Raw genomic sequence first — 15,784 nt, 5'->3', positions numbered from 1 at the left:
CCGCGACGTCTGCGCCGAGAATCTGCGCGTCCGGATTCGCGGGTTCGCTTCCGTCCCCGCCGAGTTCGAGCCGCAGGGGGCTTCCCCGGTGGTACAGCCAGATCTCGGCGCTGCGCACGCTGTGCCATTCCGACTGCTGTCCGGGCATCAGCAGGAACAGGATTGCGGTACCGGCCGCCCTCGGTCCCGGGTAGTCGCCGGGCAGGCTCCCCTCCGGGATCGTGACGTCGCTGCGCCACGTCTCGCGGTACCAGCCGCCTTCGGGGTGCGGTGCGAGGTCGAGGGTGCGGGCCCATTCCGGCAATTCCGTCATGGCGGCCATTCTGCCGCCCGGCGCCGCGTCCGGGGGTGCGGTTGCACCACCCCTGGGGTGTCTTATCTCCGACGGCCGGAGCCGCGAGAGTCGTAGGTGTTCAGAAAGCGGGGGCACGAAATCCCGCACACCAGCGACGAACAGGAGACAACATGCTCGGAATCATGCTCGGACTCGGCGGAGCCGCAATCGGACTCGGAATCGGCGTCATGGCCCTCGGGGTCGGACTCCTTCTCAGTGACGCGACGATCAAGCACGATGTCGGCGAACTCCCCGACTGACTCCATGTGGGTCGACACCCGTCGGGGGCGGGTGCGGGCGCGAACAGCGGCCCGTACCCGCCACCCGCTGGCGTGGTTTCACTCGGTTCTGACCCGCAAACGCGGTGTTGCCGCCCAGACTCCGCCTGCCAGTGCCGGGGAGGTGCTCGAACGCCTCGCCGACATGCCGGTCAGCGTCTGGACCTACGGTTTCGATCACGATTCGGTGCGGCACCTGGGCCCGATGGCACAGGATTTCGCCACCGCATTCGGTCTCGGTTCCAACGACCGCCGCATAGCGATGGTCGACGCGAACGGGGTGTGCATGGCGAGCATCCAGGCCCTGTACCGGCGGGTCATCGCGCTCGAAGCGGAAGTGGAACGCCTGCGGAGGTAGCGTCCGAGTCCGGTTTTGCGTCCCGGCGTCCGCCCGGCCGCCACCAGTTGGCGTTGCCCAGCAGGTACATCGTGGCGGGCACCAGCACCATCCGCACGATCGTCGCGTCGATGAGGACCGCCGTCGCGAGGCCGACGCCCATCATCTTCACGGTCACGTCGCCGTCGAGTGCGAACCCGGCGAACACCGCCACCATGATCGCCGCCGCGCTCGTGATCACCCGGCCCGTGGATGCCAGTCCCTCGACGACGCTCCGGTGCGAGTCGCCCGTGTCGAGCCAGCGCTCGCGTATCCGGGAGAGCAGGAACACCTCGTAGTCCATCGACAGTCCGAACAGGATGGTGAACATCAGGATCGGTACCCAACTCGACACGGGAAGCGCATGCGGAAGGCCGAGTAGCTGCGCGCCCCAACCCCATTGGAACACCATCACCATCACGCCGTAGGCGGCGGCCACCGACAGCAGGTTCATCACGGCCGCCTTCACCGCGACCACCGGCGCGCGGAACACGAATGTGAGCAGCACGACGGACAGTGCGACGACGAACGCGATCACCAGCCACAGCCGTTCGGCGAGGCGGGCGGAGATGTCGGCGAACGTCGCGGTGAGTCCGGTGACGTGGACGCCGTCGGCGGCGTCGGACCGGATCCGCTCCAGCAGTTCGGTGCTGCGGGGGTCGCTGGGACCGGTGGTCGGCTGCACCGAGATCAGCGCGGCCGTCGCGTCGGCGTTCGTCAGGACGGGCGTCACCGACGCCACCCCCGGTTCGGCTGCCAGTTCACGCGCGAGGGCCGGAAGTTCGGCTGCCGGAACCGTGTTCAGGTCGACCGCCACCATCAGGGGTCCATTGGCGCCGGGCCCGAACTCGGTGTCGATCAGGTCGTACGCCTGACGGATCGTGTTGGCGGCCGGCGCGCTGCCTGCGTCCTGCGGCCACGTCCGCATGCCCAGAACCGGAGCGGCCAGGAGCAGCAGCACGCCGAGCGCCGTCAGGGCCCACAGCCACGGGCGGCGGCTCACCCGGATCGCCCACCGTTCCGTCAGCGGCGACGTCGTGCGACGTTCGGCCCGGGCACGGGACCGCTTGCCCAGCACCCGCGTGCCCGCCAGCCCGCACAGTGCGGGCACCAGCGTGACCGAGGTGAGCATCACGATGCCGACCATCGCGAACGTGGCGTAGCCGAACGACGCGTACATCGGCAGCCCGGACAGCCGCAGTCCGAACAGGGAGACGAGGACGGTGGTGCCGGCGAAGATCACCGACGTCCCGGCCGTGGAGTTGGCCGCGGCGACGGCGTCCCGCACCGACATCCCGGACCGCAGGCCTTCGGTGTACCGGGTGACGAGCAGCAACGCGTAGTCGATCCCGACGCCGATGCCGACCATCGTGGCGATGGTCGGGGCGATGGTGCTGATGCTGGTGAACCCGGCCATGATCGCGATGAGCCCCGACCCGATGCCCACGCCGACGAGCGCGACGGCCAGGGGCAGTCCGGCGGCCACCACGGAACCGAACGCGAACACCAGGATGATCAGCGCCAGGACCATGCCCACCGCCTCGGCGGTACCCGACGGCTTGGAGATGTTCTCCGGGACCTGCCCGCCCAGTTCCACCTGCAGTCCCTGCGCCTGAGTGTCGGCCACCGCGGCGTCGAGGGCGTCGACCCCTTCGCTGCCGTGGAAGTCGGTGACCGGGATGCGGTAGTTGAGGCTGATCACGGCGGTGTCGGAATCCTGGGACAGGCGGGGCGGCGACGCGGAACTCACGCCGGTTACCTCCGCCAGCCTGGTGCCGAGATCGGCGAGGACCACGGGGTCGAGCGGGCCTTTCTCGGAGTGCACGACCACCCGCGCGTCCGCTCCCGACATCTCCGGGAATCGCTCGGTCAGCAGATTCGTCCCCTGCTGCGACGGCAGACCGGGCACGTTGTAGTCGTCGTGGTTGGTTCCGCCGAACGCGGACGCGGCGGCAAGCACCAGGACGAGCAGCGTCAGCCACGTGGCGATCACCCGCCAAGGACGGGTGGCGGCAGCCGAGCCGAGGCGCGCGAGCAGGGAACTCATGGGGAGCCTCCAGGAAAGCCGGTTGGTTCTGTCGCCTCCGACTCTGCGCCCGGCGGCTAGTGGCCCACTTGGAACTCGCTTGGGCGGGTGGTCACCCGGGTGCGCGCGGCCTCCACCCAGGCCGGGCAACCGCAGCGTTCGGCCAGTTCGAGCGCCGCCGCGTAGTGCCTGCGGGCGTCCTCGGGGCGGCCGAGGAGCATCTCGAGGTCGCCGAGAATGGTGTCGACGGGGCCGACCGCGAACGCCGCCGTGTCGCCGCCGCCGATCTGGCCGCTGTACGGGCTCAGCTCCGCGTGCACCGCGGGCGCCTCGTCCCGCTCACCCAGCCCCGCGACGACGATGCCCCGCAGCGACATCATCAGGGAATGGAAGAAGTCGCGGCGGACGGGGCGGAGGTGACGCCGGACCTGCCGCGCCTGGTCCGGTTTGCCGTTGTCGAGGAGTGCGAGGGCGTGCAGATCGGCGATCACGTCCGTCGCGGCACTGTCGACGGTCTCGATCACCGTTTGGAGTTCTCCGGCGCGTCCCTCGGTGAGCCGGAGCGTGAACAGGGCGAGGGCGAAGACGCTGTCCGCGTCGAGGCCCGCCCGGGTCATCAACTCGTGGCCGCGCCCGTAGTGTCGTTCCGCCGTGGCCAGATCGCCGGTGAGGTGTGCGACCATTGCGCGGCTCATCTCCCGGGTCGCCTGCGCCTGCTGGAACTGATACCGGTCCGCCAGCTCCGACTGGATGCCCATGTGATGTTCGATCGCCGGGATGTCACCGTTGCCGGACGCGATCTCGGCCAGCAGGTGGTGGCCGAGCATGGTGAATACGGGAAGCTGCGTCCGGTCACCGATCCGGAGCAGCTCGTCGCCGATGACGTGGTGGCCGAGCGTGCTGGTCGGGGAACCGGTGCCGGCGTGGACGGCGCAGAGCACCAGCCCGAGCAGCACCGGATCGTCCAGGTCACGGGCGAGAGTCTCGGCCTCCCGGACCGCCGAACCGGTGCGCTCGTGGTCCTCCGCCCCGATCTCGTGGACGAGGGTGACCAGCAGCCGGCACCGCACCGCCGGTTCCAGTTCCTCGTCCCGCAGCAACGCCTCGATCTGATCGACGACGGCCGTGTCTACTTCGCCGTATCGCCGATTGATCCACGGCGTCGGGGTGTCGACGAACGCGAGCGCCCGGATCGCCAGGTCGGTGCGTCCCGCGTCTCGGGCGAGCGCGAGAGCCCGGTTCCGTGAGCGGGATCCCGCCAGTCCGATGCCGGCGGCGAGTTGCGTGCGACTCAGCTCGGTGAGGATTTCGACGCGCTCGTCCACGGACGCCGCCGCGTCCGGCGGCAACCGGTCGGCCGCTCGAAGGGCGTTGTCGAGGAAGCCGATCTCCGCCTCGTGGGCATAGCGGTCGGCGGCCTGCGCCGCGGCCGCGACATTGTGGTCGAGTGCCTGCCGTGCGGTGGCGGCCGACAGCGCCTCGGTGAAGTGGTGGGCGAGAGCCGCGACATCGTGCGGCCGCAACTCCTCGAGTGCCGTCCCGACCCGCGCGTGCCAGCGGCTCCTGCGCAGCCGGGTGAGGTCGGAGTAGAGCGTGTCGCGGACGAGGGCGTGCGTGAACCGGACCGTCCCGGCGCGCGGCTCGCCGAGAAGACCGGCGATCACGCCCGACTCGAGGGCGTCGAACACGGTGTCCTCGTCGACCTCGGCGGCGCGGGTGAGGACGTCGATGTCGGATTCGCGGCCCACGACCGCGGCCAGCCGCAGGACGGACACGGCGAGTTCGGGGAGACGGGCGATCCGCCGGCGCAGGACGTCCCGGACCCCCTCCGGCACCTCCCACGTGGCCACCAGTTCGCCCTCGCTGGCCAGGAGCCGCGCGCTCTCCTGCAGGTAGAACGGGTTTCCGCCGGTCCGGTCGGCGAGCGCGCGGAGGGTGTCGGGATCGGGGTCGCGTCCCGCCACCTGCCGGATCAGCTCCGCCGAATCGCCGGGTCCGAGTCCGCCGAGGCGGATGCGGGTCGGTTGCAGCGACGCGAGATCGGCGAAGCAGCTCTCCAGGTTCGGGTCCACCTCGTCCGGGCGGAACGCGAGGAGCAGCAGGATCGGCGACCGCTGCTGCGCGAGCCGCACGAGGATCGACAGGGTGTCCTCGTCGGCGCGGTGGATGTCGTCTAGGACGACGGCGAGAGGGCCGTGCTCGCGGACGGTCCCGATGTAATCGGCGACGGCGCGGTGCAGCAGGAACCGTCCGCTCGGATCGTCCGGTCGCGCCGCGTGCGAACGGTTGTCGGAGAGCAGGGGTGCCAGGGCGTCGGTCTCGGCGCCGGGGTCGACCGTTTCGCGCAGTGCGCGCAGGATCTCCACCCACGCCCAGGCGGGTGGGGCGCCGCCCACTTCGGGGCAGCGACCCACCGCCACCTGCCACCCGGCGGCGTGCAGTGTTCGGCGGAACCGGCGCAGCAGGGACGACTTCCCGGATCCGGCGTCGCCTCCGAGGAGGACCACGGGGGTGCCGGGGTCGGTCATCAGGTCGGTCAGGGTCGCCAATTCCTCGCTGCGGCCGAGGAACCAGGGGTCCGGCGTCGTGTCGACCGGCCCGGCGGCGAGGGCGGGTGCGGGTGCGGCCGGGACGGTGCCGGTGAGGATCTGTCGTTCGAGTTCCGTCAGGGCGGGACCGGGGTCGAGGCCGAGTTCATTCGCAAGCCGGCCGCGGGCCTCGCGCAACGCGGCCAGGGCGTCGGCCTGTCTCCCACTGCGGTGCAAGGCCAGGGCGAGCAATCGCCAGCCCTCTTCCCGGAGCGGGTGGTCCCGGGTGAGGGCCTGCGCGTCGAGCACGGCGCCGGCCGCATCCCCGCTCGCGACGGCCGCCGACACCAGACGTTCGCGCGCGACCACCCGCAGTTCCTCGAGCCGGGCGATCTCGGCGAGAGCCCAGTGCTCACCGGCCACCTCGGCGAATGCCGGTCCTCGCCACAGGCTCAGCGCGTGTTCGAGATCCGCGCGCCCGGTGTCGGCAACCGACCGGATCAGGGTCTCGAACTCCCACGCGTCGACGCCGGACGGGGGCAGGACGAGCGCGTAACCCGGGGCCCGGCTCACCAGGACGGTGGAGTCCGCCCGGGGCGCGCGGTCCGGCTCCAGCGCCCGCCGCAGATTCGAAATGTATGCCTGAAGTGCACCGACCGCCCGCGGTGGGGGAGCGCCGTGCCAGAGGTCGTCGATGAGCCGATCCACCGGCACCACCTCGCCGTGCGCGACGAGCAGTAGCGCGAGCACGGCGCGCTGGCGGGGGCCGCCGAGGTCCACGGCCCCCGATTCGTCCTCCGCCTCGAACGTCCCGAGTACTCGAATACGCAGCATCGTGCAGCAAGCGTAAGCACTAGTGGCCTCCAAGTCCTCTCCAAGACGCCGAACCGACCCTGAATGCATGACTACGTCAACTGCTCACACAGTCCGTCCCGACACCCGCGAGATGGTGGTGGTCCACAACTGCTTCCGTCGGCAGTTCGCCGCGCTGCCCGCACTCGTCCGGGGCGTTCCCGCTGGAGACACCGCCCGTGCCGGGGAGGTGGTGACGTTCTTCGAGGAACTCGCCACCGCTCTCCACCACCATCACACGAGTGAGGACGACCTGCTGTGGCCGAAGCTGCTCGACCGCGCGCCCACCGACGCGGCGCTGGTGCTGCGGATGGAGGAACAGCACGAACGCCTCTCCGAACTGCTGTCGCGGGCGCAGTCGCAGGGCGCCGCGTTCACGGCGGATGCGGTGGACGGCGAACCGCTGGCGAAGACACTGACCGCGCTGTCCGCCGCGCTCGAGGAGCACCTCGGCGAGGAGGAACAGCGCATCCTCCCGATGGCGGAGCGGTTCATGACGCTCGCCGAGTGGCAGGAGATGGGCGACCGTGGCCGCGCGTCGATCCCCAAGGACCGGCTCCTGGTGTTCCTCGGCTTCATCCTCCAGGGTGCGACCCCCGAGGAACGCCGAATGTTCCTGTCCGAGATGCCCTTCGCGGCCCGAATGGCGTGGTCGATCCTGGGCCGCCGGGCATTCCGCAAGGACTACCGGCGGATCTACCGCACCGAACCGGTCGCCTTCTGACGCCGAATCACCCTGCGCCGCAGCCGGCCCCGGCTGGTGCGCTCCCAGAGGCTCGGCGGTGTGCGTTCGGGATCCATCAGTTCGTTCTCCGCGAGCGGACTGTCCTCGTCCTCGACCGTCTCCGGCTCGAACTTCTCGAGGGTCCGGCCACCGCCGCGCAGCGCCTCCACGGTGCCCAGGAACGACGACGTCTGTGCCAGCGTGTCCTCGAACAGTGTCGCCGGAACACCGAGGTGCTCGCAGACGAGCTGACGGCGAATACCGAGAATGGTCCGCCGCAGCTCGTCACCGTTCGCCGTGTCGGCGGTGACCTCGACTGCCAGATCGCACTCGGTGTCGAACCCCATCGACCGGTTGTTGAGGTTCGACGAACCCACGCGCAGGAGACGGTCGTCCATCACCAGCACCTTGGCGTGGACGTAGATCGGCTCACCACCCGCCGTGACGGGGTAGTAGACGCCCAGCCGGTTCCCGGTATCAGCCTGCCACAACAGGTGCAGCAACCGGCGGCGGGCGCCGTCCATGGCCTTCTGCTCGAGCCAGCCGTCGGCATTGCGCGGCAGCACCAGCACGATCTCCGGTCCGTCCGGTTCGCGTAGTCGCTCGGCGATCGCCTCGGCGAGGGTGCGGGAGGCCAGGTACTGGCTCTCGATGTACAGCGACCGCTCGGCGCCCGCGATCGCAGCCAGATACAGGGCCTCGATCTCCCGGACCTCGTCCCGGTCGGACAGTTCCGGCAGCGTGCGCGCGATGCCCACGTCCACGGAGCGCATCGCCGGCTTCAGCCCCTCCGGCCACGGCGTCCTCCCCGCGATGTCGTCGACGGGCGCCAGATCCTGCCCCGTTGCCGCCTTCCACCGGGTGCGGGCGAGCTCGCCGATGGCCTTCGCCGCGTCCCCGTCGACGGCGGTCGTCGCGTCGTGCCACGGCCCGTACCGCCTGCCGTTCGGCTGCGTCCGGTAATGGTTGCGGTCCCGATGTTCCGGGGTGTCCCATCGGTCCACGGTCATGTCGATGCCGCCGCAGAACGCGAGCGCGTCGTCGATGACGACGATCTTCTGGTGGTGCGCCGAGCCGACAGGGTGGGCGGCGTCGAGTTCGAAGTGCAGGCGGCGGTCGGTCACCCAGTTGACCACGAAGATCGGCGTCATGCCACGCCCGATCGCGGTGAAGGCCCCGATGTTCCATTTGAGCAGGTAGATGTCGAGATCGGGGCGTTCCCGCGTCAGCCAGGCCAGGAACCGGCCGAGCTGGTTGGGGCCGTCGAGCGTCTTCTCGTCCGGCTCGAACTTGATCCTCGTGTCGAAGTCCCAGCCGATGAGAATGATGCGCCTGCGGGCCTGCAGCATCGCGGACTTGGCATGACGGAAGTAGTCCGCCGCGTCGACGATGCACGCGAGACGATCGGCGTGGGCAACCTGCCAGCACGTGTCGCCGGGAGTCAGGATCGTGCCGTCGTCGCTCATGTCTTTTCGGTTCTCCCCGTCTCGTTCGTCCGCCCGTCCCCTGCGGGTGGACGATTCACAGTACTGCGCCACCCCCACCCAGCTACCGTTGAGAGGTGCGGAGGTGGTGGCGCATCGTGGCGTTGCTCGCACTGGTCAGCGTGCTGTGGGCACCAACTGTCGGTGCGGATCCGCTGCGGGCCGGATCGAGCCCCGGCACGGTCGTCGCCTCGTCCGAATTGCCGGCGGAGCTCTGGCTCCGCGGAACCGGCAGTGCCTACCGGATGACGTACCTGACCACCGACCGGCACGGCATCACCCCGTGCACCGGAATGGTGTTCGTGCCGCCCGGTGCACCGCCCGCCGGGGGCTGGCCCGTCATCGCGTGGGCGCACGGAACGGTCGGGGACTCCGACGCCGACGCACCCTCCGTGACCGGGGTCGACAGGGAATCCTCCGACTACGTGAGCAGCTGGCTGCAACTCGGTTACGCCGTCGCCGCCACCGACTACGTGGGCCTGGGCACCCCCGGGGTGCCGCCCTACCTCGACGGGAAGGTCGCCGGGCGCAGCGTCGTGGACTCCGTGCGCGCCGCCCGCGAGGTCGACGCCGACCTCTCCGCCACGTGGATGGCGGTCGGGCTGTCCCAGGGCGGGCAGGCCGCGGTGTTCGCCGCACACGCCGCCACGTCGTACGCGCCGGAACTCGACTACCGCGGGGCAGTCGCGAACGGGGTGCCGTCGAACATCGAGATGGTGGCGAACTGGAGCGGTCCCTCGTTTCCGCCGCAGGGCCTCGCCGGACTCACCGTGTACATCTCGTACCTGATCGCCGGGGTCCGTGACGCGTATCCGGAGCTGGACATCGACAGCTATCTGACGCCGGTCGGGAAGCAGTTCGTGGACGCTGCTCCCGAAGTACCGTTCCGGCAGTTCGCGGCCATGACCCGGAACGTGTCGGTGGCGCAGATGCTGTCGCGGGCACTCGACGTCCCGGCGCTGCAGGACGCGTTGCGCGAATACCTCGCGGTCCCGGTCGCGGGGTTCGACCGTCCGCTGCTGCTCGTGCAGGGGGTCACCGACGCGTCGGTGCCGATCCCGCTGACGGAGAAGCTGGTCTCCGATATGCATAGTGCAGGAACGACTCTCGACTACCGGGTGTACTCGGGTGGTCACTTCGGCAGCATGTACCAGGCCGGCCCCGACCAGGCGGTGTTCATCGCCTCGCTGATCAGGTAGGGCGCGCCGAGCCGGTCGGCACGCCGAGGTGCCGGGTCAGCTCGCGGGCCGCTGCCTGCCCGGCCCGGTTCGCGCCGATCGTCGACGACGACGGGCCGTAGCCCACGAGATGAATCCGCGGATCCGACGCCACCTGGGTGGCCAGGCGTCCCGTCATCGTGATCCCGCCGCCCGGACCGCGGAGCCGCAGCGGGGCGAGATGATCGAGTGAACTGCGAAACCCGGTGCACCACAGGATCACATCGACCTCCAGTTCGCGGCCGTCGGACCACCGGACGCCGTCCGCGGTGATCTCGCTGAACATCGGCTGCCGCGCCAGCACCCCGCGTTCGCGGGCGGCGCGGATCGCAGGCGTCACGGGCAGGCCCGTCACCGACACCACCGAGCCCGGCGGCAGCCCGCGACGGACCCGGTCCTCGACGAGAGCGACGGCGGCGCGGCCGATCTCGGGCGTGAACGGCTCGTCCCGGAACTCCGGCGGGCGGCGCGTCACCCAGGTGGTGGTCGTGACGCGGGAGATCTCGTCCAGCAACTGCACCGCCGAGATGCCGCCGCCGACGACGAGCACGTGCTGTCCCGCGAAGTCCTGCGCCGAGGAGTAGTCCTTGGTGTGCACTTGGCGGCCGGCGAACGACTCGGCGCCGGGGTACCGGGGAATGAAGGGGCGTTCCCACGTACCCGTCGCGTTGATCAGACCGCGGGCCGATACGACGCCGCGGTCGGTCTCGATCCGTAGACGCTCGCCGCGGGCACACACCACCCGCGTGTGCACGGGACGGTGCACCGGCAGTTCGAACTGTTTCTCGTACGTCGCGAAGTACTGGGGAACCGCGGCCGCCGCATGCACCAGTGCGGCCTCCGGGTCGTTCGGGTCCACGCCGATCGTGTCGGCGAAGCCGAGCCCGGGAAGGTCGTGGACACCGTTGACGGTGCTCAGTGTCAATGACGGCCACCGGAACTGCCACGCGCCGCCGGGCCCCGGGGCGTGATCGAGCACCACGAAACCGGATTCCGGTTCCACCCCGAACCTGCGCAGATAGTAGGCGGCAGACAGCCCCGCCTGCCCCGCGCCGATCACGGCCACGTCCACATCGCTGTTCATGTCGGTCCTCACCTCCACCCTCACAACTACCGGAGAGCCTCGTGTGTTCCGGCCGATTCGGTTGTGGTTGGCTGACAGACGTCCAGTCGGGTGGGCAGGGGAGAATTCGTCAGTGGACAGCAATCACGAAGAAAGCGAGTGGACATGATCGGGACGAGTCGTGACGGCGACGTCTTCACCCTCGAACTGCAACGCCCCGACCGTCGCAATGCGTTGAACACCGAGATCTGCGAACTCCTGCGGGAGGAAACCGAGAAGTCCGTCACCGACGGCGCGCGGGTGATCGTCCTCACAGGGCAGGGCAGCGCGTTCTGCGCCGGCGCCGACCTGTCGGGCGACGTGTACGCCGACGGGTTCACGGACACCCTGCTCGAGATGCTGCACACCATCGACTCGGTGCCCGTCCCCGTCATCGCCGCGATCAACGGCCCCGCGATCGGCGCGGGCAGCCAGCTGGCGCTCGCCGCGGATCTGCGTGTGGTCGCTCCCGAGGCGCGCTTCGCCATCCCGGCCGCCAAGCTCGGCATCTCCGTGGACCGGTGGACGGTGCACCGTCTGGCCGCCCTGATCGGCGGCGGACCGGCACGAACGATCCTGCTCGGCGCGGAAGAGGTCGGTGCCGACGAGGCGCTCGCGCACGGCCTCGCCAACAAGCGCGGCGACCTCGCCGTCGCGCGGCAGTGGGCGCACTCGATCGCGCGCCTGGCGCCGCTGTCGCTGCAACACCTCAAGATGGTGCTCAACGACGACGGCACCCAGAGCCCGCCGCCGCCCGAGCAGCTCGCGGCGTTGCATGCGGCGTGGAAGAGCTACGACGCGCAGGAAGCGCGCGCCGCGCGCGCCGAGAAGCGTCCGCCGGTGTTCCGGGGTCAGTAGCCGCTCGCCGCACCTTTCCCGCACGCGTGGTTACAGTTGTCGGGGTGAAAGCGAAGAACGCTGTGACGACAGTTCTGGCCACCGCCGCCCTCGGGTGGCTGACGCGGGCCGCGTGGGGGCTTCCGTCTCAGATCGGTGCGTCGCGTGCCAAGGTGCGCCCGTACGCCGCGACGTCGCCGCGGTACCGCGACCGGCAGTTCCACAACACCGATCCGAGCAGCATGATGATGCCCGGATCGGAGACCGGGATCGTCAAGGCACTGATCACGCGGGGCAGCGCGGGACGCCCGCGCAGGCCGATCCCGCTCGCCACACCCCTCGCACCCGTCGAGGCCGCCGACGCAGCGGTCACCTGGTACGGCCATTCGAGCGTGCTCGTCGAGATCGACGGGTACCGGGTGCTGGCCGACCCGGTGTGGAGTCATCGGGTGTCGCCGTCCGCGATTCTCGGTCCGTCCCGCATGCACCCGACCCCGGTGCCGCTGGCCGACCTGCCCGTTCTGGACGCCATCGTCATCTCGCACGACCATTACGACCACCTCGACATGGCCACCGTGCAGCAACTCGCCGCCACCCAGAAGGCGCCGTTCGTCGTTCCGGTGGGGCTCGGCGCGCACCTGCGTCAGTGGCGGGTGCCGGAGGAGCGGATCGTGGAACTCGACTGGGACGAGTCGACCACACTCGGCGAACTCACGCTCACGTGCACCGAGGCCCGGCACTTCTCCGGCCGCGGGCTGGTGCGGAACACCACCCAGTGGGCGTCGTGGGTGCTCGCCGGACCCAACCGGAAGGTGTTCTTCGGTGGCGACAGCGGGTATACGCCGCGGTTCGCCGATCTGGGCCGCCGGTACGGACCGTTCGATCTCACACTCCTGCCTGTTGGCGCCTACGACACGCGGTGGGCCGACATCCACATGAACCCGGAGGAGGCGGTGCAGACGCACGCCGACCTCAACGGCGGCGACGGCACCCGTGGACTGCTGGTTCCGGTGCACTGGGCCACGTTCAATCTCGCGTTCCACTCGTGGTCCGAGCCGATCGTCCGGTTGCTCGCCGCCGCGCAGGACAAGGGCACCCCGGTGGCCGTCCCGATGCCCGGACAGCGCATCGACGCGTTGAAGCCGACGGCCCAGACACCGTGGTGGTCCGCGCTCGGCTGAGTCCGGCGCGCATCCCCTCCGAGCGAAGCCGCGTTGCGTAGCCTTTGACCATGGCATACGACGAAACGGGCACCGACTACGTTGCAGTCGTCGCAGTGGAGGGGCTGACGGCCGCCCAGGTGGCGGAGCGGGTGGCGGCAGGCAAGACCAACGACGTGCCCGATCGGGCCAGCCGATCGGTACGCGACATCGTGCGCGCCAACGTGTTCACCCGGATCAACGCGATCCTCGGTGTCCTCCTGATCATCGTGCTGGCCACCGGTTCGATCATCGACGGCATGTTCGGCCTGCTGATCATCGCCAACAGCGGGATCGGCATCATCCAGGAAGTGCGGGCCAAGCGGACCCTCGACAAACTTGCGATCGTCAGCCAGACCAAACCGGTGGTGCGCCGCGACGGGGCCGCCGTCGCGATGGCACCCCGGGAGGTCGTGCTCGACGACATCATCGAACTCGGCGCCGGCGACCAGATCGTCGTCGACGGTGTCGTGGTGGAGGCGATGTCCCTCGACATCGACGAATCCCTCCTCACCGGTGAGGCCGACCCCGTGCACAAGGACGCCGGCCAGCAGGTGCTGTCGGGAAGCTTCGTCGCGTCCGGCAGCGGCTGCTACCGCGCCACGAAGGTCGGAAGCGACGCGTACGCCGCCAAGCTAGCGGACGAGGCCAGCAAGTTCACGCTCGTGCACTCGGAATTGCGCAGCGGTATCGACAAGATCCTGAAATTCATCACGTACCTGATGATTCCGGCGGGACTGCTGATCATCTACAACCAGTTGTTCTCCAGCGGCGAGTCGATCCGGCCTGCGCTGAGCGGGATGGTGGCCGCGCTGGTCCCGATGGTCCCCGAGGGACTGGTGCTGATGACGTCGATCGCGTTCGCGGTCGGGGTGGTCCGGCTCGGTCAGCGGCAGTGCCTCGTGCAGGAGCTACCCGCCATCGAAGGTCTCGCGCGGGTCGACGTGGTGTGCGCCGACAAGACCGGAACGCTCACCGAGAACGGCATGCGGCTGTCCGAACTGCGCTGCGCCGACAGCGCCGACACCGCACCGTCCCGTGCGGCCCTCGCCGCGATGGCGGCGTCCGACCCGCGGCCGAACGCCAGTGTCCTCGCGATCAAGGAGGCGTTTCCCGACGACCCCGGGTGGGGTGACGCCACGGCGGACGCACCGTTCTCGTCTGCCAAGAAGTGGAGCGGGCAGTCGTACGGCGCCCACGGCAACTGGGTCCTCGGTGCGCCGGACGTGCTGCTCGACCCCGGCAGCGACATGGCCCGGCAAGCCGAGGACGTGGGGTCCTCGGGACTGCGGGTGCTCCTGCTCGGCAGTTGCGACGTTCCGGTCGACCACCCCGCGGCGCCGGGCGCGATCACACCCCGGGCACTGGTGATCCTGGAGCAGCGGGTGCGTCCCGACGCCCGCGGCACCCTCGAGTACTTCGCGAGCCAGAACGTCACGGTGAAGGTCATCTCGGGGGACAACGCCGTGTCGGTCGGTGCGGTGGCCGGATCGCTCGGACTGCCCGGCGGCGACCGTCCCGTCGACGCCCGCGAACTGCCCGACGACCGCGACGCCCTCGCCGAGACCCTGGAGACGTCCACCACGTTCGGCCGCGTGCGCCCCGATCAGAAGCGGGAGATGGTGGGGGCCCTGCAATCTCGCGGGCACACCGTCGCGATGACGGGTGACGGTGTCAACGACGTGCTCGCCCTCAAGGACGCCGACATCGGGGTGTCGATGGGCTCGGGCAGCCCCGCCACCCGCGCGGTGGCGCAGATCGTGTTGCTGGACAACAAGTTCGCGACCCTGCCCTACGTGGTGGGTGAGGGCCGCCGGGTGATCGGCAACATCGAACGCGTCTCGAACCTGTTCCTCACCAAGACCGTGTACTCGGTGCTGCTGGCGTTCCTCATCGGCATTACCGGTGTGCTGTCGCAGATCTTCCACTTCGAGCCCGTGCCGTATCCGTTCCTGCCGCGGCACGTGACGATCGCCGCCTGGTTCACCATCGGCATTCCCGCGTTCATCCTGTCGCTGGCCCCGAACAACGAGCGGGCGCGCTCCGGTTTCGTGCCGCGCGTGATGCGTCTCGCCGTGCCGTCGGGCGTGATCATCGGTGTCGCGACGTTCATTTCGTATCTTCTCGTCTACGCGGGACCGGATCAGACGGAGACGGAGAAGGTCCAGGCGAGCACGTCGGCACTGATCACGCTCATCATGATCGCGCTGTGGGTGCTGGCGGTGGTCGCGCGGCCGTACGTGTGGTGGAAACTGGTGCTGATCTTCGGATCCGTAGCGGGATATCTCATCCTGTTCGCGTTGCCGTTCACGCGGGAGTTCTTCAAACTCGATCCGACGAACGTCGGAGCCACCACGTCCGCTCTCGTCTGCGGGCTCGTGGGAGTGGTTCTCGTCGAGATCGGTTGGTGGGTGACGGGCCGCCTGCACGGTGAGCATCGCCGCCTGTTCGCCGCGCCGGAAGACCTGCCGGGCGTGCACTGACGCGAGTACCGCTCGCGACGATTCGAACGGTTGGCGTCGCCGAGTCAATGCTGTGAGACTGGGGGCACGGCGAGTGATCGAACTCGCGCGGACAGTGCGTGCGCATGCACCGGAGGAGGAAGAACGATGAGTTTCGTCGACACACTGAAGGGCCTGCTCGGCAAGGGGAGGGAAGCCGCTTCGCAGAACGCGGACAAGGTTCACGGCGCCATCGACAAGGCCGCCGACGTCGCGGACAGCAAGACCGGCGGCAAGTACAGCGACAAGATCGACAAGGCCGCCGACGCGGCGAAGAAGGCTGTTCCTCCGAAGGAGTGAACACTTCTCGTACAGACGCGCGTGGG

General features: G+C 69.7%; 13 protein-coding genes. 8 read left to right on the top strand and 5 right to left on the bottom strand.

Translation table 11 applies throughout. The features are described 5' to 3' along the window. A partial coding sequence (locus ACNJ7E_RS04980; protein ID WP_418339300.1) for a cupin domain-containing protein occupies nt 1-313 on the bottom strand: 313 nt, incomplete at its 3' end. 152 nt (nt 314-465) lie between these two features. On the opposite strand from ACNJ7E_RS04980, the gene ACNJ7E_RS04975 reads away from it, so the two are divergent. After that, nucleotides 466-594 carry a hypothetical protein gene (locus ACNJ7E_RS04975; protein ID WP_009478066.1) on the top strand — a complete coding sequence of 43 codons (129 nt, stop codon included), beginning with the start codon at nt 466-468 and terminating at the stop codon, nt 592-594. Nucleotides 595-598: 4 nt separating this feature from the next. Next, nucleotides 599-970, top strand: a complete 372-nt coding sequence (locus tag ACNJ7E_RS04970) for a tail fiber domain-containing protein (protein WP_280778567.1) — start codon at nt 599-601, stop codon at nt 968-970. On the opposite strand, the gene ACNJ7E_RS04965 is transcribed toward ACNJ7E_RS04970, so the two are convergent. Together ACNJ7E_RS04965 and ACNJ7E_RS04960 are read right to left on the bottom strand one after the other, a co-directional pair. Next, nucleotides 930-3,035 carry an MMPL family transporter gene (locus ACNJ7E_RS04965; RefSeq protein ID WP_418339299.1) on the bottom strand — a complete coding sequence of 702 codons (2,106 nt, stop codon included), beginning with the start codon at nt 3,033-3,035 and terminating at the stop codon, nt 930-932. The genes ACNJ7E_RS04970 and ACNJ7E_RS04965 overlap by 41 nt on opposite strands. Nucleotides 3,036-3,091: 56 nt before the next feature. Beyond that, nucleotides 3,092-6,376, bottom strand: a complete 3,285-nt coding sequence (locus ACNJ7E_RS04960) for an ATP-binding protein (RefSeq protein WP_418339298.1) — start codon at nt 6,374-6,376, stop codon at nt 3,092-3,094. A gap of 67 nt (nt 6,377-6,443) precedes the next feature. On the opposite strand from ACNJ7E_RS04960, the gene ACNJ7E_RS04955 reads away from it, so the two are divergent. Next, nucleotides 6,444-7,118: a hemerythrin domain-containing protein gene (locus ACNJ7E_RS04955; RefSeq protein ID WP_418339297.1), complete on the top strand. Its 675-nt coding sequence runs from the start codon at nt 6,444-6,446 to the stop codon at nt 7,116-7,118. Here the strand turns inward: ACNJ7E_RS04955 and ACNJ7E_RS04950 are convergent. Beyond that, a complete protein-coding gene (locus tag ACNJ7E_RS04950; protein ID WP_418339296.1) occupies nt 7,091-8,584 on the bottom strand; it encodes a phospholipase D-like domain-containing protein in 1,494 nt (497 codons plus the stop codon). The genes ACNJ7E_RS04955 and ACNJ7E_RS04950 overlap by 28 nt on opposite strands. Nucleotides 8,585-8,700: 116 nt before the next feature. Between ACNJ7E_RS04950 and ACNJ7E_RS04945 the strand changes: the two genes are divergently transcribed. Beyond that, nucleotides 8,701-9,801, top strand: a complete 1,101-nt coding sequence (locus tag ACNJ7E_RS04945; RefSeq protein WP_418339295.1) for a lipase family protein — start codon at nt 8,701-8,703, stop codon at nt 9,799-9,801. Here ACNJ7E_RS04945 and ACNJ7E_RS04940 read toward each other — a convergent pair. Continuing rightward, complete coding sequence (locus tag ACNJ7E_RS04940) at nt 9,794-10,903, bottom strand: NAD(P)-binding domain-containing protein (protein ID WP_418339294.1); 1,110 nt, start codon at nt 10,901-10,903, stop codon at nt 9,794-9,796. The two genes, ACNJ7E_RS04945 and ACNJ7E_RS04940, sit on opposite strands and share 8 nt — an antisense overlap. A 144-nt stretch (nt 10,904-11,047) precedes the next feature. Here ACNJ7E_RS04940 and ACNJ7E_RS04935 point away from each other — a divergent pair, with 144 nt between their 5' ends. The 4 genes from ACNJ7E_RS04935 (at nt 11,048) to ACNJ7E_RS04920 (ending at nt 15,758) form a co-directional block, all read left to right on the top strand. Next, entirely contained in the window at nt 11,048-11,779 is a 732-nt protein-coding gene (locus ACNJ7E_RS04935; protein WP_198602033.1) for an enoyl-CoA hydratase, read from the top strand. 44 nt (nt 11,780-11,823) lie between these two features. Next, complete coding sequence (locus tag ACNJ7E_RS04930; RefSeq protein ID WP_198602032.1) at nt 11,824-12,939, top strand: MBL fold metallo-hydrolase; 1,116 nt, start codon at nt 11,824-11,826, stop codon at nt 12,937-12,939. A 50-nt stretch (nt 12,940-12,989) separates the two neighbouring features. Further along, nucleotides 12,990-15,440, top strand: coding sequence for a cation-translocating P-type ATPase (locus ACNJ7E_RS04925; RefSeq protein ID WP_283330775.1), 2,451 nt, complete (start codon nt 12,990-12,992; stop codon nt 15,438-15,440). Nucleotides 15,441-15,566: 126 nt separating this feature from the next. Next, nucleotides 15,567-15,758: an antitoxin gene (locus ACNJ7E_RS04920; protein ID WP_005244012.1), complete on the top strand. Its 192-nt coding sequence runs from the start codon at nt 15,567-15,569 to the stop codon at nt 15,756-15,758. Nucleotides 15,759-15,784 lie beyond the last annotated feature (26 nt).

Source organism: Rhodococcus mengyinensis (assembly GCF_048381435.1).
Lineage (GTDB): Bacteria > Actinomycetota > Actinomycetes > Mycobacteriales > Mycobacteriaceae > Rhodococcus_F > Rhodococcus_F opacus_D.
This window is presented reverse-complemented; position numbering and strand designations above follow the sequence as displayed.